14 protein-coding genes are annotated in these 18,663 nt (G+C 69.1%); 10 read left to right on the top strand and 4 right to left on the bottom strand.

From position 1 onward, the window contains the following. Positions 1 to 46 precede the first annotated feature (46 nt). Complete coding sequence (gene eccCa / locus AB0I69_RS18380) at positions 47 to 4,012, bottom strand: type VII secretion protein EccCa (RefSeq protein WP_363096677.1); 3,966 nt, start codon at positions 4,010 to 4,012, stop codon at positions 47 to 49. A 250-nt stretch (positions 4,013 to 4,262) separates the two neighbouring features. Here eccCa and eccD point away from each other — a divergent pair, with 250 nt between their 5' ends. Then, positions 4,263 to 5,765: a type VII secretion integral membrane protein EccD gene (eccD, locus tag AB0I69_RS18375; protein WP_363096676.1), complete on the top strand. Its 1,503-nt coding sequence runs from the start codon at positions 4,263 to 4,265 to the stop codon at positions 5,763 to 5,765. Between the two features lie 116 nt (positions 5,766 to 5,881). Next, the gene (locus tag AB0I69_RS18370; protein WP_363096675.1) at positions 5,882 to 7,405 is read left to right on the top strand and encodes a PQQ-binding-like beta-propeller repeat protein; all 1,524 of its coding nucleotides are present in this window, start codon (positions 5,882 to 5,884) and stop codon (positions 7,403 to 7,405) included. An 83-nt stretch (positions 7,406 to 7,488) separates the two neighbouring features. Here AB0I69_RS18370 and AB0I69_RS18365 read toward each other — a convergent pair whose 3' ends face one another. Next, positions 7,489 to 7,785, bottom strand: a complete 297-nt coding sequence (locus AB0I69_RS18365) for a DUF397 domain-containing protein (RefSeq protein WP_363096674.1) — start codon at positions 7,783 to 7,785, stop codon at positions 7,489 to 7,491. A gap of 284 nt (positions 7,786 to 8,069) precedes the next feature. On the opposite strand from AB0I69_RS18365, the gene rpsO reads away from it, so the two are divergent. The 5 genes from rpsO to AB0I69_RS18340 all read left to right on the top strand — a co-directional run bounded on the left by rpsO (position 8,070) and on the right by AB0I69_RS18340 (position 13,487). Beyond that, positions 8,070 to 8,357 (top strand): 30S ribosomal protein S15, encoded by a 288-nt coding sequence (gene rpsO / locus AB0I69_RS18360; protein WP_019075416.1) that lies wholly within the window; start codon positions 8,070 to 8,072, stop codon positions 8,355 to 8,357. 299 nt (positions 8,358 to 8,656) lie between these two features. Next, positions 8,657 to 10,879, top strand: a complete 2,223-nt coding sequence (locus AB0I69_RS18355) for a polyribonucleotide nucleotidyltransferase (RefSeq protein WP_363096673.1) — start codon at positions 8,657 to 8,659, stop codon at positions 10,877 to 10,879. Further along, positions 10,876 to 12,255 (top strand): pitrilysin family protein, encoded by a 1,380-nt coding sequence (locus AB0I69_RS18350; RefSeq protein ID WP_363096672.1) that lies wholly within the window; start codon positions 10,876 to 10,878, stop codon positions 12,253 to 12,255. The genes AB0I69_RS18355 and AB0I69_RS18350 overlap by 4 nt, the downstream gene beginning before the upstream one ends. 25 nt (positions 12,256 to 12,280) lie before the next feature. Then, complete coding sequence (gene dapB / locus AB0I69_RS18345; protein ID WP_363096671.1) at positions 12,281 to 13,033, top strand: 4-hydroxy-tetrahydrodipicolinate reductase; 753 nt, start codon at positions 12,281 to 12,283, stop codon at positions 13,031 to 13,033. 1 nt (position 13,034) lies between these two features. Next, on the top strand, positions 13,035 to 13,487 hold the full coding sequence (locus AB0I69_RS18340; RefSeq protein WP_363096670.1) for a hypothetical protein: 453 nt from the start codon (positions 13,035 to 13,037) through the stop codon (positions 13,485 to 13,487). 72 nt (positions 13,488 to 13,559) lie between these two features. Here the strand turns inward: AB0I69_RS18340 and AB0I69_RS18335 are convergent, their stop codons facing one another. Together AB0I69_RS18335 and AB0I69_RS18330 are read right to left on the bottom strand one after the other, a co-directional pair. Then, positions 13,560 to 14,114: a hypothetical protein gene (locus AB0I69_RS18335; RefSeq protein ID WP_363096669.1), complete on the bottom strand. Its 555-nt coding sequence runs from the start codon at positions 14,112 to 14,114 to the stop codon at positions 13,560 to 13,562. Positions 14,115 to 14,228: 114 nt separating this feature from the next. Beyond that, entirely contained in the window at positions 14,229 to 14,468 is a 240-nt protein-coding gene (locus AB0I69_RS18330; RefSeq protein WP_363096668.1) for a hypothetical protein, read from the bottom strand. A 213-nt stretch (positions 14,469 to 14,681) separates the two neighbouring features. On the opposite strand from AB0I69_RS18330, the gene thyX reads away from it, so the two are divergent. The 3 genes from thyX to AB0I69_RS18315 all read left to right on the top strand — a co-directional run bounded on the left by thyX (position 14,682) and on the right by AB0I69_RS18315 (position 18,347). Then, positions 14,682 to 15,422, top strand: coding sequence for an FAD-dependent thymidylate synthase (gene thyX / locus AB0I69_RS18325; protein WP_363096667.1), 741 nt, complete (start codon positions 14,682 to 14,684; stop codon positions 15,420 to 15,422). A 211-nt stretch (positions 15,423 to 15,633) separates the two neighbouring features. Continuing rightward, the gene (gene dapA, locus AB0I69_RS18320; RefSeq protein ID WP_363096666.1) at positions 15,634 to 16,533 is read left to right on the top strand and encodes a 4-hydroxy-tetrahydrodipicolinate synthase; all 900 of its coding nucleotides are present in this window, start codon (positions 15,634 to 15,636) and stop codon (positions 16,531 to 16,533) included. Positions 16,534 to 16,661: 128 nt separating this feature from the next. Continuing rightward, a complete protein-coding gene (locus AB0I69_RS18315) occupies positions 16,662 to 18,347 on the top strand; it encodes a ribonuclease J (RefSeq protein WP_363096665.1) in 1,686 nt (561 codons plus the stop codon). The last annotated feature ends 316 nt before the right edge of the window (positions 18,348 to 18,663 follow it).

Raw genomic sequence — 18,663 nt, 5'->3', positions numbered from 1 at the left:
GCCCGTTGGACGGGACCAGTCCTGTCGGCCCTTGTACTGCCGACCCTCAGTACTCCCCTTCCGGCACCAACCCCGTCTGCACCAACGGCTTCCCCCGCTTCCGCGACACGAACACCCCCCGCCCCGCAGGCATCGGCCGAGGCCGTACCCCGCCCAGGACATCGCCCTCGCCGGGGTCGCCCGCCAGGACGACGCCCTGGGCGCCCAGTTCCTGCATGCGCTGCATGAACGGCTCGTACGCGGCGCGTCCGGCGCCCGCCGTGGAGCGGGCGATGATGAAGCGGACGCCGACGTCACGGGCGAACGGCAGCATCTCCGTGAGGTTGCCCAGCGGGTTGCCGCTGGACGTGGAGACGAGGTCGTAGTCGTCCACGACGACGTACACCGTCGGGCCCTGCCACCAGCTCCGCTCGCGGAGTTGCCGGGCCGTCACGTCGGCCGTCGGGGTCCGGCGCTGCATCAGGTCCGCCAGGGCGACCATGTGATGGTCCATGGCGTTCGACATGGGGATGTACTCGGCGAGGTGTGAAGCGGGCGTCGCGTCCAGCAGGGAGCGCCGGTTGTCGATGACGAAGAGCTTCGCCTCGTCGCCGGTGTACCGCTCCGTCAACTGCTTGACCAGCAGCCGCAGCAGGTTCGACTTGCCCGACTCGCTCTCGCCGAACACGAGGAAGAACGGGTCCTGCTCGAAGTCGACGAAGACCGGCTCCAGATTGTTCTCGTCGATGGCGAACGCGACCCCGCGCTGCGGGAAACGGTCGCCCGTCGGCAGCTGCGCGGCGGCCAACTCGCGAGGCAGCAGCCGTACTTCGGGCGCGCCCGGCGCCTCCCAGTGCCGGGACACCTCGGTCGCCAACGCCTGGGTGGCGTCGGCCAGGTCCGTGTCCGAGACCAGGCCGTCGATGCGCGGCACCGCCGCCATGAAGTGCAGCCGCTGCGGCGACACACCGCGTCCGGGGACGCCGGTCGGGACGTTCACCGCCACCTTGCGGTCGATCTCGGAGTCCATCGTGTCGCCGAGCCGCAGTTCGAGGCGGTTCATCAGGTGGTCCTTGAGGTTCGCGCGGACCTCCATCGACCGGGACGCGGTGAGCACCAGGTGGATGCCGAAGCCGAGGCCGCGCGCGGCGATGTCCAGCACCGCCGCCTCCAACCCCTCATAGTCCGCACGGAAGTTGCCCCACCCGTCGATGACGAGGAAGACATCGCCCCAGGGCTGGTCCGTGACCGAGATCTGGCCGCGCGCCCGGCGGGACCGGAACTCCGCGATCGACGGGATGCCCGCCGAGCGGAAGTACTCCTCGCGGCGCGTCATCACGCCGTACACCTCGGAGACCGTGCGCCGGACCTTCTCGGGGTCGAGGCGGGAGCCGATGCCGCCCACGTGCGGCAGGCCGGCCACCGAGGACAGACCGCCGCCGCCGAAGTCGAGGCCGTAGAACTGGACTTCGTGCGGGGTGTGGGTCAGGGCGAAGGCGCAGATCAGGGAGCGCAGGAGGGTGGACTTGCCGGACTGTGGGCCGCCGACGATCTGCATATGGCCGGCCGCGCCCGAGAAGTCGAGCCACAGGTGGTCGCGACGCTGCTCGTACGGCTTGTCGACCAGGCCGACCGGGGCCACCAGCCGGCCCGCGCCCTCGTAGCCGGGCTGGGTGAGTCCGCGGCCCGGCACCGCCGTGAGGCCGGGCAGGAGTCCGTCCAGCGAGGGCGGGCTGTCGAGCGGCGGCAGCCACACCTGGTGGGCCGCGGGCCCCTGCGCCTCCAGTCGGCGCACGATGACGTCGAGCACCGTGTCGGCGAGTGCGTCGTCGACGTCCGGGGACTCGGTGCGCTGCTGCGGCAACGCCGTGTACTGCACCGGCACTTCGGCCGCCGTGAACAGCACCGGCCGCCGGTCGACCGGCAGTTGACCGGCACCGAACGACGCCTGCGGGGCGTCCGAGCGGTAAGTCCCGGACACATAGGCGGCCTTGAACCGCACCATCTCGTCCGTGCCGTACTTCAGGAAGCCGGATCCGGGGACGTTCGGGAGTTCATAGGCGTCCGGCACACCCAGCGCGGCCCGCGACTCGGCCGCCGAGAAGGTGCGCAGACCGACGCGGTACGACAGATACGTCTCCAGACCGCGCAGCCGGCCCTCCTCCAGGCGCTGCGAGGCCAGCAGCAGATGCACGCCGAGCGAGCGGCCGATCCGGCCGATCTGGACGAACATCTCGATGAAGTCCGGCTTGGCGGTGAGGAGTTCGCTGAACTCGTCGATCACCAGCACCAGGGAGGGGATCGGTTGCAGCGGGGCGCCCGCGGCGCGCGCCTTCTCGTAGTCGTGGATGTTGGCGTAGTTGCCCGCGTCGCGCAGCAGTTGCTGGCGGCGGTTGAGCTCGCCGCGGATGGAGTCGCCCATGCGGTCGACCAGCGTCAGATCGTCCGCGAGGTTGGTGATCACGGCCGCCACGTGCGGCATCTGCGCCATGCCGGCGAAGGTGGCGCCGCCCTTGAAGTCCGCGAGGACGAAGTTCAGGGTCTCCGAGGAGTGGGTGACCGCGAGGCCGAGGACCAGGGTGCGCAGCAGCTCGGACTTGCCGGAGCCGGTGGCGCCCACGCACAGCCCGTGCGGGCCCATGCCCTCCTGCGCGGCCTCCTTGAGGTCGAGCATCACGGGCCGGCCGTCCTCGCCGAGCCCGATCGGCACCCGCAGCCGCTCGGCCAGCGAACGCGTCCGCCAGGTGCGCTTGGTGTCCACGGAGGCCGCGTCACCGAGGTTCAGCAGATCGGTGAACTCCAGGTTGGCGAGCAGCGGTTGGTCGTCGTCCCCACCGGACGCCATCCGCAGCGGCGCCAACTGCCGCGCGAGCGCCTCGGCGGACTCGTACGAGAGGGCGTCGGGCATCCCCTCGTAGACCTCTCCGTGATCGGACTCCAGATGCAGCGACGTCGGCTGTACGACGATGGAGAGCTCGCCGCGGACCGCGGCCGGTTCGCCGGGGACGACGTCGACGAGCGTCACGCCCTGCAGGCCCTCGGGGTTGGCCAGGACCGAGTCGGGGGGTAGGGAGACCCCGTCGAGGACGACGACGATGTGCGGCTCGTCCGGCAGCGGTGTCGCGTCGGGGTGGAAGCGCGGACGGCCGGTCAGCCGGGCGGAGATCAGGTTCTCCAGCTCACGGATGTCGCTGTCGATCAGCCGGCGGGTGCCCGCGCCGTCCGTGGCACCGGGCGCCTGCGCGTGCGGCAGCCACTTGGCCCACTCCCAGTGCGGCAGGGACTCCCTGGCCGCCGCGACCACGATCACCAGGTCCTCGGGCGAGTGCAGCGCGGCCAGCGAACCGGCCAGGGCCCGGGCGGAGGACCGTACGGACTGTGCTTCGCCGCTGATGGTGAGGTAGGAGAAGGCGCGCAGGGACACCGCCATCGGCAGGTCGTCGAGGGTGCCGTGGACGGAGAGGAAGCGCTGCATGGCGCCCGCCGTCAGCGGCTCCAGCTGGTCGACCCCGCCGGTCTCCGGGGCGATGAGTGCGGTGGCGAGCGACTGCCGGCCGAGGCCGATGCGCACCTGGCCGAAGTCCTCGTCGCCCGGCCGCCGTTCCCACACCCGGCTGCCCTCGGCGACCAGCGCCCAGAGCTGCTCGGGGGAGGGGTGGAGGTAGTACTGCGCGTCGCGCTGCGCCCGCGCGGTGTCCAGGGCGGTCCGCCGGGTCCGCGCCAGGTAGCGCAGATAGTCGGTGCGCAGATCCGCCAGCTGACCCTGGTTGCCGCGGCGGAAGCGGACCACCATCGCGATGGACATGGCCACCGTCGAGACGATCATCACCATGCCCATGATCTTCATGAACGGCTGTCCGTTCGTGAAGAAGAACACCACCGAGCCGCCCATGCCGAGCGTCGGCAGCAACTGCATCAGGACGCTCTCCTGATGCCCCCGGGGCAACTCCGGCGGAGGTTGCAGGACGATCTCGTCCGTGGGCACCTCGGACGGCAGCGCGCGCGGCGGGCGCTTGACGACGATGTGGCTCACTGCTCACCAATTCCCTTGCGCGGCCCCGGGACTACCGTCCGCCACCCCGTGTCAGGCGGACGCAGGCCGCCGCGCGATCCTACTGACTTCGCGCGGGACGGGTGAGCGGTAGGGTGCCGGATGTTCGCGTGAGCACACGCCAACCAGGCTGGAAAAACAGGGCATTCCGCGCGATGTGAAGGTCTGCGGGACGTGCTGCGCGACACCTTCACGACGCAGACGCGCAATCATCATCAAGGGGGAGCAGCAGGTGAGCATCACGGCCTCCGCGGCGGGCGGGCCCGGTACCGGAGCCCCTGTCGGCACCGGCCCGGGACTTGGTTTCTGCCGGGTCACGATCGTCGCGCCCGACAGTCGGATCGACGTGGCACTGCCCGACGACATCCCGGTCGCCGACATCTATCCGGAGATCCTCAGGCTCTCCCGGCAGAGCCCCGCCGAGGGCGCCCCGGTCGGCTATCACCTGGTGCGCCGGGACGGCACCGTCCTCGACAGCTCCCGCACGTTCGCCGCCCAGCGCATTCTCGACGGCGAACTCCTCACCCTGCGCCCCTTCTCCGAGTCACTGCCGCCGGCCGTGTTCGACGACGTGTCCGAGGCGGTCTCGGCCGCGGTGACCCGCGAACACACGCTGTGGAGCGGCGAGTTGACCCGCGCCGCCGGCCTCGTCGGCGGCGGTGTCCTGCCGACCCTGCTCGCCTTCGTCGCTTGGACCGCCGACCCGCGCCACGACATGAACAGCCTGCCCGGCATCCTCGCCGCGGTCGTCGGCGTCCTGCTGGTCGTCCTGGCCTGCGTCCGCGCCCGGGTCTACGACGACCGGGCCTCCGCCATCGCGCTGGGTCTCGGCGCTCTGCCCAACATCGGGGTGGCCGGCTCGGGCCTGCTGCCGCTCACCGACGGCCAGGGGATCGGCAAACTGCAGTTCCTCCTCGCCTGCGCGGCCGTGCTGGTGGCCGCCGTCGTCCTCACCCTGTGCTCGCCCGGCGGGGACGCGCCGTTCGTCGCCCTCGTCTTCGCGTCCGCGGTCGGCCTGATCGTCGCGTTCATCGCGATCCGGGCCCACTGGACGCCGTCCGAGATCTCCGCCCTGTGCGCCCCGGTCGCGGTCGGCGCGCTGGCCTTCCTACCGGGCCTCTCGATGCGCTTCGCCCGCCTGCCGATCGGTTTCGACCCCCCGAACACCGCCCCGCGCAGCGCATACGGCGCGGAGCCCGCAGTCCAGGAGGCGGTCGACACCAAGCGCGTCGCCGCCCAGGCCCGCCGCGGCCACGAACTCCTCGTCGGTCTCGTCGGCGGCTGCGCGGTCACCGCCGTCGGCGCCACGGCCGTCCTCGGTTTCTCCGACGACGTCTGGGCCCAGCTGCTCGCCCTCGCGACCGGTGTCGCGCTGCTGATGCGCGCCCACCTCTTCCGCTACACCGCCCAGGTCGCCCCCGTCCTGGCCGCCGGACTCGGCTCCCTCGTGCTGCTCGGCCTGGGCCTCGCGCTCAACCCGCCGAACTCCCTGATCCACGAGGCGCTCCGCGGCGACCGCGGCGGCCTCGACATCCGTACGGTCTGGCTCGTCGCGGCGATCGCGGCGGCCACCGCGCTCGTGACCGCGCTCGGCCTGATCGTCCCGCGCAGTGGTCTCACCCCGTTCTGGGGGCGTTTCCTGGAGATCGCCGAGGGCTTCGTCCTGCTGACGCTGGTGCCGCTGGCACTCGCCGTCTTCGACGTGTACGCGACGGTCCGCTCGCTGACGAGCTGACCCGGCGTCTGCTTCTCGTAGAGGACAGCTTCTTGTAGGGGACAGCCGACGAGAAGCAGACGTATGCCCGTGAACAGACGTATGCCCGCGAACAGGCGACGAAAGGATTCGTCCGCGTGAGCTTCGGCCCACCTCCCTCCATGTACACCCAGTCCACCCTCGCCGAGGAGGACGAGCGCAAGAAGCGCCGCCGGAACAGGCTGCTCGGACTGCTGGCGATCGTTCTCGTCGCGGCCGTGGGCACTGCCGGCCTGCTGGTGGCCGGAGGCGACGACAAGACGGAGACGACGACCGACAACGCCCCAGCGGCGAGCCAGCGCCGCCTCGACGTCCGCGAGACCGTCGAGAAACAGCCCGCGAGTACCACCGGAAAGATGGCCCTCCGCTTCTCGGTGGACGACCTGAGCCCGGGCGAGGAGTACCAGATGCCCGGCATGTGGGCCACGGACAAGATCCTCGCCAAGGGCATCAACAAAACCGTCATCGGCCTGGGCATCGGCACCGACGCCGTCCCGGGCGACGAGAAGTGGAAGCTCCCCCTCGACGGCCCGATCTGCGGCTACACGCGCCATGTGAACGGCGAGAACCGCACGGCTGTCCTGTTCCGGGCCAACGACCGGGGCGGGGCCTACTGCAACCACGTGGCCTTCTTCGACCTCGACGACGGCAGCGAGGTCTGGGAGACCGACTTCCCCTATTCCAAGCTCGGGGACGATACGGGCCTCGCGACGGGCGGTGACGACGAGGACACTCCGAGCGTGACCCTGACGCACGGCACGGTCGTGGTGACCTGGGGAGGTGGCACCGACGCGTACAGCATGAACAAGGGGGAGCGACTGTGGGAGACGACGTCGACCGGCTCCTGCCAGGACATGGGCGCCGCCGGCGGAGGTGCGCTGCTCATCCGCCAGGAGTGCTACCACGACGACGCCCCTCTCGGCTCGCTGGAAGCCACCACTTACAAGGCCCGCAAGGTGGACCCGGAGACGGGCAAGGTCCTGTGGACGTACTCCGCCGCGAAGGGGATCCGGGACCTCGACATCCCGTCCGCCGAGCCGCCTGTCCTGGCCGTCCAGGCCGGCGAGATCGGCATCTCCGAGATGCTCTCCCTCGACGCCAAGGGCAAGATCCGCGCCGTGGTCCGCCTCCAGAACGGCACCTACGTCGGCGAGTGCTCGTACGACGACTACCTCACCATCGACGACTGCCCGACCATCGCCGTCGGCGACGGCCAGGTCTTCCTGCGCAGCAAGGAGTCGGGTGAGCTGGTCAACTCCAACTGGCTCATCGGCTTCGACCTGGCGACAGGGAAAACCACCATGAAGTTCGACTCCGGCCCCGGCTCGCTCCTGTATCCGGTACGGATGAGCGGCGACAAGCTCCTGGCCGTGCGCGTGACCGACCAGCACATCATGCCCTCGGGGCTCGTCAGCCTGGATCCGGAGACGGGCAAGGAGACCCCGTACCTCTACTTCGACCTGCCGGAGGAGGCCGACCTGATGACGATGACCGACTACAACGACATCGTCGTCCAGGACGGGCGCATCTTCTTCGGCGTCAAGAAGGCCGAGGGCCCCGCCGCCGGTCAGCCCAAGTGGGTCTATCTCGTCCTGGGCATCGAGAGCATGGCGGTGAAGTAGCCGCAGCCCCGCACGTACGCACGCGACGGAGGTGGGGGCCGGCCGAACCCTCGGCCGACCCCCACCCCCCTCGCGCGAAGGCGCTACGCGTCCGCCCCCGGCCCCCCGTTGTCCGGAGCCGGCTCCAGATCGAACTCGCCGTCCCGAGCGCCCAGCACGAAGGCCGTCCACTCCGCCTCCGTGTACCGCAGCACGGTCTCCGGGTCGAGCGACGAGCGCATCGCCACCGCCCCGTCGGGCAGGTCGGCGATCTCGACGCGCTCCTCGTGCTCCTCCGTGCCCGGCGCGCTGCGCCACTCGACGCCCGAGATGTCGAGGGCGTACAGCTCGTCCCGCTCCCGCTCCTTGCGCGCCTTGATCTCCTGCTCCGTCTCCGCCATGGCGAAGCGACCCCTTCCCGACGAACCGACGTGATCTACGGTCTGCACGTAGATACGGATCACCCTAGTGGCCGTATCCCGGCCGGTCGGAGGCCTTCGCGGACCTGGACCGACGCATCCCCCCAGGCTGGTACGCTGTGTAGCGGCCGTTTGTGTACGCACCCCTGGAGCTCACCGCTCCGGAGGCAGCGCCCAGCGGATCCCCGCCTCCCGAGTTACGGAAGCTCCCCTGAGAAGTGGACCAGGGGCACTCGGTGGCACATCTCAGACTACGAGGAGTACGCGTGTCGCTCGACGCCGCTACGAAGAAGCAGCTCATCACCGAGTTCGGTCAGAAGGAGGGCGACACCGGCTCCCCCGAGGTCCAGGTCGCCATGCTCTCGCGCCGTATCTCGGACCTGACCGAGCACCTCAAGACCCACAAGCACGACCACCACTCCCGTCGTGGTCTGCTGATCCTGGTCGGTCAGCGCCGCCGGCTGCTGCAGTACCTGGCCAAGAAGGACATCCAGCGCTTCCGCGCGCTGGTGGACCGCCTGGGCATCCGCCGCGGTGCGGCGGGCGCCAAGTAAGACGCCGTGAGGGGAGCGGGTCCCGAAACGATCGGGAGCCGCTCCCTTTGCCGTACGTGCGGAAACGTGCGGAGTGTCACTGCCGCTTTGTAGTGTGGTAGCACAACGCAATACGCACGACAACGAACGAGGAGAAGCGCGCCTCGCAGCCGCCGGTCCTCGGTAGTGGCCCCCGGGCAGGAAAGCCCCGGGTGCTTCGATCGAAGACCGGCCCGCACCAGACAGCGCTTCTCCGCCACCGTCCCCCCGCCACACGGGCGGGGAGGGACGAAAGACGACAAGTAACGGAGAAAACGCTAGTGGAGAACGAGACCCACTACGCCGAGGCCGTCATTGACAACGGTACTTTCGGCACCCGCACCATCCGCTTCGAGACGGGCAGGCTGGCCAGGCAGGCCGCCGGCTCCGCCGTGGCGTACCTGGACGACGACACCATGGTGCTGTCGGCCACCACCGCGTCCAAGAAGCCCAAGGACAATCTCGACTTCTTCCCCCTCACGGTGGACGTCGAGGAGCGGATGTACGCCGCCGGCAAGATCCCCGGCAGCTTCTTCCGCCGCGAGGGCCGTCCCTCCGAGGACGCCATCCTCACCTGTCGGCTGATCGACCGCCCGCTGCGCCCGTCCTTCAAGAAGGGCCTGCGCAACGAGATCCAGGTCGTTGCCACGATCATGGCCCTCAACCCCGACCACCTGTACGACGTCGTGGCGATCAACGCCGCCTCCGCGTCCACGCAGCTGGCCGGTCTGCCCTTCTCCGGCCCGATCGGCGGCGTCCGCGTCGCGCTGATCAACGGCCAGTGGGTCGCGTTCCCGACGCACACCGAGCTTGAGGACGCCGTCTTCGACATGGTCGTCGCCGGTCGCGTCCTGGAGGACGGCGACGTCGCGATCATGATGGTCGAGGCCGAGGCCACCGAGAAGACCATCCAGCTGGTCGCGGGCGGCGCCGAGGCGCCGACCGAGGAGGTCGTCGCCTCCGGTCTGGACGCCGCGAAGCCCTTCATCAAGGTGCTCTGCAAGGCCCAGGCCGACCTCGCCGCGAAGGCCGCCAAGCCGACCGGCGAGTTCCCGGTCTTCCTCGACTACCAGGACGATGTCCTGGAGGCCCTGACCGCTGCGGTCAAGAGCGAGCTCTCCCAGGCGCTCACCATCGCCGGCAAGCAGGAGCGCGAGGCCGAGCTGGACCGCATCAAGGAGATCGCCGCCGAGAAGCTGCTCCCGCAGTTCGAGGGTCGCGAGAAGGAGATCTCCGGTGCTTACCGCTCGCTGACCAAGTCCCTGGTGCGCGAGCGCGTCATCAAGGACAAGGTCCGCATCGACGGCCGCGGTGTCACCGACATCCGCACCCTCGCCGCCGAGGTCGAGGCCATCCCGCGCGTGCACGGTTCCGCGCTGTTCGAGCGTGGCGAGACCCAGATCCTGGGCGTCACCACCCTCAACATGCTCCGCATGGAGCAGCAGCTGGACACCCTCTCCCCGGTGACCCGCAAGCGCTACATGCACAACTACAACTTCCCGCCGTACTCCGTCGGCGAGACCGGCCGCGTCGGCTCCCCGAAGCGCCGCGAGATCGGTCACGGCGCGCTCGCCGAGCGCGCGATCGTGCCGGTCCTCCCGACGCGCGAGGAGTTCCCCTACGCGATCCGTCAGGTGTCCGAGGCCCTCGGCTCCAACGGCTCGACGTCCATGGGCTCGGTCTGCGCCTCCACCATGTCGCTGCTGAACGCCGGTGTGCCCCTCAAGGCCCCCGTCGCCGGTATCGCCATGGGCCTGATCTCCCAGGAGATCAACGGCGAGACGCACTACGTCGCCCTCACCGACATCCTCGGTGCGGAGGACGCCTTCGGCGACATGGACTTCAAGGTCGCCGGCACCAAGGAGTTCGTCACCGCCCTCCAGCTCGACACCAAGCTGGACGGCATCCCCGCCTCCGTCCTGGCCGCCGCCCTCAAGCAGGCCCGTGACGCCCGCCTCCACATCCTCGACGTGATGATGGAAGCGATCGACACGCCGGACGAGATGTCCCCGAACGCCCCGCGGATCATCACCGTCAAGATCCCCGTGGACAAGATCGGCGAGGTCATCGGCCCGAAGGGCAAGATGATCAACCAGATCCAGGAGGACACCGGCGCCGAGATCACGATCGAGGACGACGGCACCATCTACATCGGTGCCCAGGTCGGCTCGCAGGCCGAGGCCGCCCGCGCCACGATCAACGGCATCGCCAACCCGACCATGCCGGAGGTCGGCGAGCGCTACCTGGGTACGGTCGTCAAGACCACCACCTTCGGTGCGTTCGTGTCGCTGCTCCCGGGCAAGGACGGTCTGCTGCACATCTCGCAGATCCGCAAGCTCGCCGGCGGCAAGCGCGTGGAGAACGTCGAGGACGTCGTCGGCGTGGGCCAGAAGGTCCAGGTCGAGATCGCCGAGATCGACTCCCGCGGCAAGCTCTCCCTGATCCCCGTCATCGAGGGTGAAGACAACGCCGAGGACGACAAGAAGGACGACGACGACAAGTGACGTCGACCAGCTCCACGACGACGGCCCGCACCTCCTCGGAGGCGCGGGCCGTCGCCCGTACCCAAACCCTCATCCAGGGCACCAACGGCATCGGCACGGTCCGTAAGACCACCCTCCCGGGCGGCTTGCGCATCGTCACCGAGACGCTGCCCTCGGTCCGCTCCGCGACCTTCGGCATCTGGGCACACGTGGGCTCCCGCGACGAGACACCGTCCCTGAACGGCGCCACGCACTACCTGGAGCACCTCCTCTTCAAGGGCACGCACAAGCGCAGCGCGCTGGACATCTCTTCCGCGATCGACGCGGTCGGCGGCGAGATGAACGCGTTCACGGCGAAGGAGTACACGTGCTACTACGCGCGCGTGCTCGACACCGACCTGCCGCTCGCCATCGACGTCGTCTGCGACATGCTGACCGGCTCCCTCATCCGTGAGGAGGACGTCAACGTCGAGCGCGGCGCCATCCTCGAAGAGATCGCCATGACGGAGGACGACCCGGGCGACTGTGTGCACGACCTGTTCGCGCGCACGATGTTCGGCGACAACCCCCTCGGCCGCCCGGTCCTCGGCACGGTCGACACCGTCAACGCCCTCACCGCGGACCGCATCCGCCGCTTCTACAAGAAGCACTACGACCCGACCCACCTCGTGGTCGCGGCAGCGGGCAACATCGACCACGACAAGGTCGTACGACAGGTCCGCGCGGCCTTCGAGAAGGCGGGCGCCTTCCGCACCCCCGAAGCGGCACCCATCGCCCCGCGCGACGGCCGCCGCACCCTCCGCTCCACCGGCAAGGTCGAGCTGATCGGCCGCAAGACCGAGCAGGCGCACGTCGTCCTCGGCATGCCGGGCCTGGCCCGCACCGACGAGCGCCGCTGGGCCCTGGGGGTCCTCAACACGGCCCTCGGCGGCGGCATGTCGTCCCGCCTCTTCCAGGAGGTCCGGGAGAAGCGCGGCCTGGCCTACAGCGTGTACTCGTACACGTCCGGCTTCGCCGACTGCGGCCTCTTCGGCGTCTACGCCGGCTGCCGGCCCTCGCAGGTCCACGACGTGCTGAAGATCTGCCGCGACGAACTCGACCAGGTCGCCGAACACGGCCTGTCCGACGACGAGATCGGCCGCGCCGTCGGCCAGCTCCAGGGCTCCACCGTCCTGGGCCTCGAAGACACGGGCGCGCTGATGAACCGCATCGGCAAGAGCGAGCTGTGCTGGGGCGAGCAGATGTCCGTCGACGACCTGCTGGCCAGGATCGCGTCGGTCACCCCGGACGAGGTCCGCGAGGTCGCCCGCGAGATCCTGGGACAGCGGCCCTCGCTCTCGGTCATCGGCCCGCTCAAGGACAAACAGGCGGCCCGTCTGCACGAAGCCGTCGCCTAACACCTGTCGTAAGGAAGCAAGAACGATGAGCAAGCTGCGCGTGGCGGTCCTCGGCGCCAAGGGCCGTATCGGCGCCGAGGCGGTACGAGCCGTCGAGGCCGCCGAGGACATGGAACTGGTGGCGGCCCTGGGCCGGGGCGACTCACTGGAGACGCTCACGGAGTCCGGCGCCGAGGTCGCGGTCGAACTGACCACCCCCGCCTCGGTGATGGACAACCTCGACTACTGCGTACGGCACGGCATCCACGCGGTCGTCGGCACGACGGGCTGGACCGACGAACGCCTCGCGCAGCTCACCGGCTGGCTGGACGCCTCCCCGCAGACGGGCGTCCTCATCGCGCCCAACTTCTCCATCGGGGCCGTACTGACCATGAAGTTCGCGCAGATCGCCGCGCCCTACTTCGAGTCGGTCGAGGTCATCGAACTGCACCACCCGAACAAGGTGGACGCCCCCAGCGGCACCGCCACCCGCACGGCTCAACTCATCGCCGAGGCGCGGGCCAAGGCGGGCTCGGCCCCCGCGCCGGACGCCACGACCACGGCCCTGGACGGGGCACGCGGTGCGAACGTCGACGGCATCCCGGTGCACGCGGTCCGCCTGCGCGGCCTGCTCGCCCACCAGGAGGTCCTCCTGGGCGGCGAGGGCGAGACGTTGACCGTCCGCCACGATTCGCTCCACCACAGCAGCTTCATGCCGGGCATCCTGCTCGGCGCGCGGCGCGTGGTGACGACCCCGGGCCTCACCTTCGGCCTGGAGCACTTCCTGGACCTGGGCTGACATGCGCGCCAAACTCACCTACGCCGTCACGGCCGCCGTCCTGGTCTTCTACTTCGTCCTGGTCGGCAGCCGCGGCGTCATGCTCATACAGTCGGGCACGGTCATCACGGTCACCTTCGGGATCGCGGTCCTGATCCTGCCGGTGATCGGCATCTGGTTCCTCTGGAAGAACACCCAGTTCGTCCGCAACGCCAACAAGCTCGCCGCCGAACTCGACGCCGAAGGCGGCCTGCCCGTCGACGAGTTGAGGCGAACCCCGGGCGGCCGTATCGACCGCGACTCCGCCGACGAGGTCTTCGCCAAGCGCAAGGCGGAGACGGAAGACGCCCCGGACGACTGGCGCAGTTGGTTCCGCCTGGCCGTCGCCTACCACGACGCCCGCGACACCCCCCGTGCCCGCAAGGCGATGCAGCGAGCGATCGCCCTGCACGACGGCAGACCCGTCCAGGCCTGAACACCCGTACGCCGAAGGGGCCGACCCGCACTCACCGCGGACCGGCCCCTTCGGCGTACGGCTGTCGGCCGGTCAGCTCCGCCGGTACTCGTCGGACCACACCTCGACCGAATCGGCGGCACGGTCGAAGGCGGAGGAACGCGCCACGAAATCGATGTCGTGCGTGGTCAACAGCGCGGCCACGTCGTCCGGAGCACGGTCCTTCCGTACGAGGACCAGCGCCTGCCCCTGCACCGTGCGCGGCAGTCCGAGCCAGCGCACCGGCTGCTGCACCGTGCGCACGGCGACGACCCGGTCCCACCGCACCGTGAGGGTGAAGAAGAACCGCACCCGGCGCAGCCCGCGCGCACTCACCCACACGCCCATGCGCAGCAGCCGCAGGGCACAGAGGATGACGACCGCCGCGATGCCGAGGATCACCCCGGCCTCGGACGGTGAGCCGGTCAACGCGATGATGACCGCCGCGAACAGCACGTACGACGCGAGCAGCAGCACGAGCGCCGCCGCCGCCACGCGCCACGGCCCGGGCCGGTAGGGGCGCCGCCAGCGGTCGCGATCGTCGTACGGCAGCGCGAGCTCGTCCGCGGCCTCGAATGCGCGGTCGGCCGTAAGGAAGGGCAGGGGCACGGCTGGTGTCCTCACTGAATCCATGCGTGGGCTGTGCCCGGTGAGGCTATCCGGCCCTGTTCCGGCTCACCACCGTTGGGGGTCCGGATGAGTCAAGGTCACTCGCGCGGCAGGTCAGCGATTGTCGGCGGCCTGGGACTGTTGGTTCTGTGTCGAGAGGTTGTCCTGGGACAGCGCCGGCATCCCGAGGACCAGGGCGCCCACGATTCCGGCGACGATGGTGAGACCCAGGAGCCATCGCCCGGCTATCTGACCGGCGGACGCACGCTCGTGGGGCGGCGGTGTGACATTGCTGCGGAAGCGGTCGGTCTCGGCGATGAAGGCGAACGGGACGGGTTCGCGCCGACTGAACATCGGTGGTGCTTCTCCCCTCGGGGGTCGAATCGGGATCGAACGGGTGGCTCTCACCAAGACAGACGAGCGAACGCCCCAATTGGTGCCCCGTTTCACCGAATTCGCAGAAGTTCGCCAACGAATGTCGCGGCACGGCACCGAACGCCCCGATGTCAGTGCCGGGCCGTAGAGTGGGCGCCGCCCGTGAGACGTGATGGAAGGACCCTCCGAGCCGTGACCGACACTCCCGCCGACGACCTCAAGCCCAGTTTCCGCAGTGACGTCACCGTCGAGCTGGTGAAGCACACCGCGTCCGACGCGGACGTGCTCTTCGCCGCCCGCGTCTCGACGATCGGCGAGCAGTCCCTGGACGAGATGGGCAAGGACCCCGAGCGCTCCAAGGGCCTGATCAACTACCTGATGCGGGACCGGCACGGCAGCCCCTTCGAGCACAACTCGATGACCTTCTTCATCAGCGCCCCGATCTTCGTCTTCCGCGAGTTCATGCGGCACCGGGTGGGCTGGTCGTACAACGAGGAATCGGGAAGGTACCGGGAGCTCCAGCCGGTCTTCTACGTCCCCGGCGAGTCCCGCAAGCTGGTCCAGCAGGGCCGCCCGGGCAAGTACGTCTTCGTGGAGGGCACCCAGGCCCAGCAGGAGCTGGTCGGCCGCACCATGGAGGACTCGTACCGCCAGTCGTACGAGGCGTACCAGGAGATGCTCGCCGCCGGTGTCGCCCGCGAGGTCGCCCGCGCGGTCCTCCCCGTCGGCCTCTTCTCCTCGATGTACGCCACGTGCAACGCGCGCTCGCTGATGCACTTCCTCGGCCTGCGCACCCAGCACGAGCTGGCGAAGGTCCCGTCCTTCCCGCAGCGGGAGATCGAAATGGTCGGCGAGAAGATGGAGGAGCAGTGGGCCAAGCTCATGCCGCTCACGTACTCCGCCTTCAACGCCAACGGCCGGGTCGCCCCGTAGCGCACCTCTGTTTGCCGATCGGGCACACATGTACGGATGGGCCGCGCGAAGTGTCCGTATTGCGGCATTTAGAGAAGTTCATCTAGCCTGATCAAACGGACCCGGCACTGCTTGAACCCCCGAGCAGGCAGTGCCGGGCTCCATATTTGTCACGACTTGTCGCCTGCCCCTAGGGCAGACCCCGCATTGAGCAGCGAGTAGCGTGTTACCCATGGCTCCGACCTCCACTCCGCAGACCCCCTTCGGGCGGGTCCTCACCGCCATGGTCACGCCCTTCACGGCGGACGGCGCACTCGACCTCGACGGCGCTCAGCGGCTCGCTACCCACCTGGTGGACGCAGGCAACGACGGCCTGATCATCAACGGCACCACCGGTGAGTCCCCGACCACCAGCGACGCGGAGAAAACGGATCTCGTACGAGCCGTACTGGAAGCGGTCGGCGACCGCGCCCACGTCATCGCCGGCGTCGGCACGAACGACACCCACCACAGCGTCGAACTCGCCCGCACGGCCGAACGCACCGGCGCACACGGCCTGCTGGTCGTCACCCCGTACTACAACAAGCCCCCGCAAGAGGGCCTCTACCGGCACTTCAAGGCCGTCGCCGACGCCGCCGAACTGCCGGTCATGCTCTACGACATCCCCGGCCGCAGCGGCGTCCCGATCGGCACCGAGACCCTGGTCAGGCTCGCCGAGCACCCCAGGATCGTCGCCAACAAGGACGCCAAGGGCGACCTCGGCCGCGCCAGCTGGGCCATCGCCCGGACCGGCCTGGCCTGGTACTCCGGCGACGACATGCTGAACCTGCCGCTGCTCTCCGTGGGCGCGGTCGGCTTCGTCTCGGTCGTCGGCCATGTGGTCACACCCGAGCTGCGCACCCTGGTGGAGGCGTACGTCTCCGGTGACGTCCAGAAGGCCACCGAGATCCACCAGAAGCTGCTCCCCGTCTACACCGGCATGTTCCGCACCCAGGGCGTCATGACCACCAAGGCCGCGCTCACCCTCCAGGGACTGCCCGCCGGACCGCTGCGCTCACCGATGGTCGAGTGCTCGCCCGAGGAGATCGCCCAGCTCAAGATCGATCTTGCCGCCGGCGGGGTACAGCTCTGACAACAGACTTCACAACTCAATACGCAGGGCTTCGGCGCCTGCACCCCACACCCAATAACTGCATTTGCACGAACGTCATGCGCGCCACGTGCCCACCGGTACGTGGCGCGCATGGGTAGGAGAGTCTTTTGAGTCATCCGCATCCTGAACTCGCCCCGCCGCCCAAGCTCCCCGAAGGCGGCCTGAGGGTCACCCCACTCGGCGGCCTCGGGGAAATCGGCCGAAACATGACGGTCTTCGAATACGGCGGCCGTCTGCTCATCGTCGACTGCGGCGTGCTCTTCCCCGAAGAGGAGCAGCCCGGAATCGACCTGATCCTGCCGGACTTCACGTCCATCAGGGATCGCCTCGACGACATCGACGGCATCGTCCTCACGCACGGCCACGAGGACCACATCGGCGGAGTCCCGTTTCTCCTCCGAGAGAAGCCGGACATCCCGCTGATCGGCTCCAAGCTGACCCTCGCGTTCATCGAGGCGAAGCTCCAGGAACACCGCATCCGCCCGTACACGCTCGAAGTGGCCGAAGGACACCGAGAGCGCATCGGCCCGTTCGACTGCGAGTTCGTCGCGGTCAACCACTCGATCCCGGACGCCCTCGCGGTCGCCATCCGCACCCCTGCGGGCATGGTCGTCCACACCGGCGACTTCAAGATGGACCAGCTCCCGCTGGATGGTCGTCTCACAGATCTACACGCGTTCGCACGGCTGAGCGAGGAGGGCATCGACCTGCTCCTCGCCGACTCGACGAACGCCGAGGTGCCGGGCTTCGTCCCGCCCGAGCGCGACATCTCGAACGTCCTGCGTCAGGTCTTCGGGAGCGCCCGCAAGCGGATCATCGTGGCGAGCTTCGCCAGCCACATCCACCGCATCCAGCAGATCCTGGACACGGCGCACGAGTACGGCCGCCGGGTCGCCTTCGTCGGTCGCTCGATGGTCCGGAACATGGGCATCGCACGGGACCTCGGCTATCTCAAGGTCCCGCCGGGCCTGGTCGTCGACGTCAAGACGCTCGACGATCTCCCGGACAGCGAAGTGGTCCTGGTCTGCACGGGATCGCAGGGCGAGCCGATGGCCGCCCTGTCCCGCATGGCCAACCGCGACCACCAGATCCGCATCGTCGCCGGCGACACGGTGATCCTGGCGTCGTCGCTCATCCCGGGCAACGAGAACGCCGTCTACCGGGTGATCAACGGCCTCACCCGCTGGGGCGCAAACGTCGTCCACAAGGGCAACGCCAAGGTCCACGTCTCCGGACACGCCTCGGCCGGCGAGCTGCTGTACTTCTACAACATCTGCAAGCCGAAGAACCTGATGCCGGTCCACGGCGAATGGCGCCACCTACGGGCCAACGCCGAGCTGGGCGCCATGACCGGCGTCCCGCACGACCGCATCGTCATCGCCGAGGACGGCGTGGTCGTCGACCTCATCGAGGGCAAGGCCAAGATCGCGGGCAAGGTCCAGGCGGGTTACGTGTACGTCGACGGCCTCTCGGTCGGCGATGTCGGCGAGCCCGCGCTGAAGGACCGCAGGATCCTGGGCGACGAGGGCATCATCTCGGTCTTCGTCGTCGTGGACTCGTCCACCGGCAAGATCACAGGTGGCCCGCACATCCAGGCCCGCGGCTCCGGCATCGAGGACTCCGCCTTCGTGGACGTGGTCCCGAGGATCGCGGAGGTCCTGGAACGCTCGGCCCAGGACGGCGTGGTGGAACCCCACCAGCTGCAGCAACTGATCCGCCGCACGCTCGGCAAGTGGGTCTCCGACAACTATCGGCGCAGGCCGATGATCCTCCCGGTCGTCGTGGAGGTCTGACCCTCGTACGATCCCTCGTACGCGTGAACCTGGAGCGGGCCGCCTCGATTTGCATCGAGGCGGCCCGCTCCAGTACGTTTACGGCTCCGCCTGAGGGGGAACCCGGACACTTCGCGTGTACGGGAGCCACTCCCGAAGGGCTGGAAAATCCGACTCAGAACTTCTGATAAAGTCGGAACCGCCGGAAAGGGAAACGCGAAAGCGGAAACCTGGAAAGCGCGGAGGAAATCGGGACCGGAAACGGTCTGATAGAGTCGGAAACGCAAGACCGAAGGGAAAAGCCCGGAGGAAAGCCCGAGAGGGTGAGTACAAAGGA

This window comes from Streptomyces sp. NPDC050508, from assembly GCF_040655155.1.
Classification (GTDB): Bacteria; Actinomycetota; Actinomycetes; order Streptomycetales; family Streptomycetaceae; genus Streptomyces.
Note: the sequence above shows the minus strand (reverse complement) of the source record. Positions and strands in the feature narration are given on the sequence as shown.

Bases quoted from the DNA above. Each gene is read 5' to 3' on its own strand.
- AB0I69_RS18365 (WP_363096674.1), bottom strand. From the start codon at position 7,785: ATGGCGGAGACGGAGCAGGAGATCAAGGCGCGCAAGGAGCGGGAGCGG.
- dapB (WP_363096671.1), top strand. From the start codon at position 12,281: ATGAGCAAGCTGCGCGTGGCGGTCCTCGGCGCCAAGGGCCGTATCGGC.
- AB0I69_RS18340 (WP_363096670.1), top strand. From the start codon at position 13,035: ATGCGCGCCAAACTCACCTACGCCGTCACGGCCGCCGTCCTGGTCTTC.
- AB0I69_RS18330 (WP_363096668.1), bottom strand. From the start codon at position 14,468: ATGTTCAGTCGGCGCGAACCCGTCCCGTTCGCCTTCATCGCCGAGACC.
- dapA (WP_363096666.1), top strand. From the start codon at position 15,634: ATGGCTCCGACCTCCACTCCGCAGACCCCCTTCGGGCGGGTCCTCACC.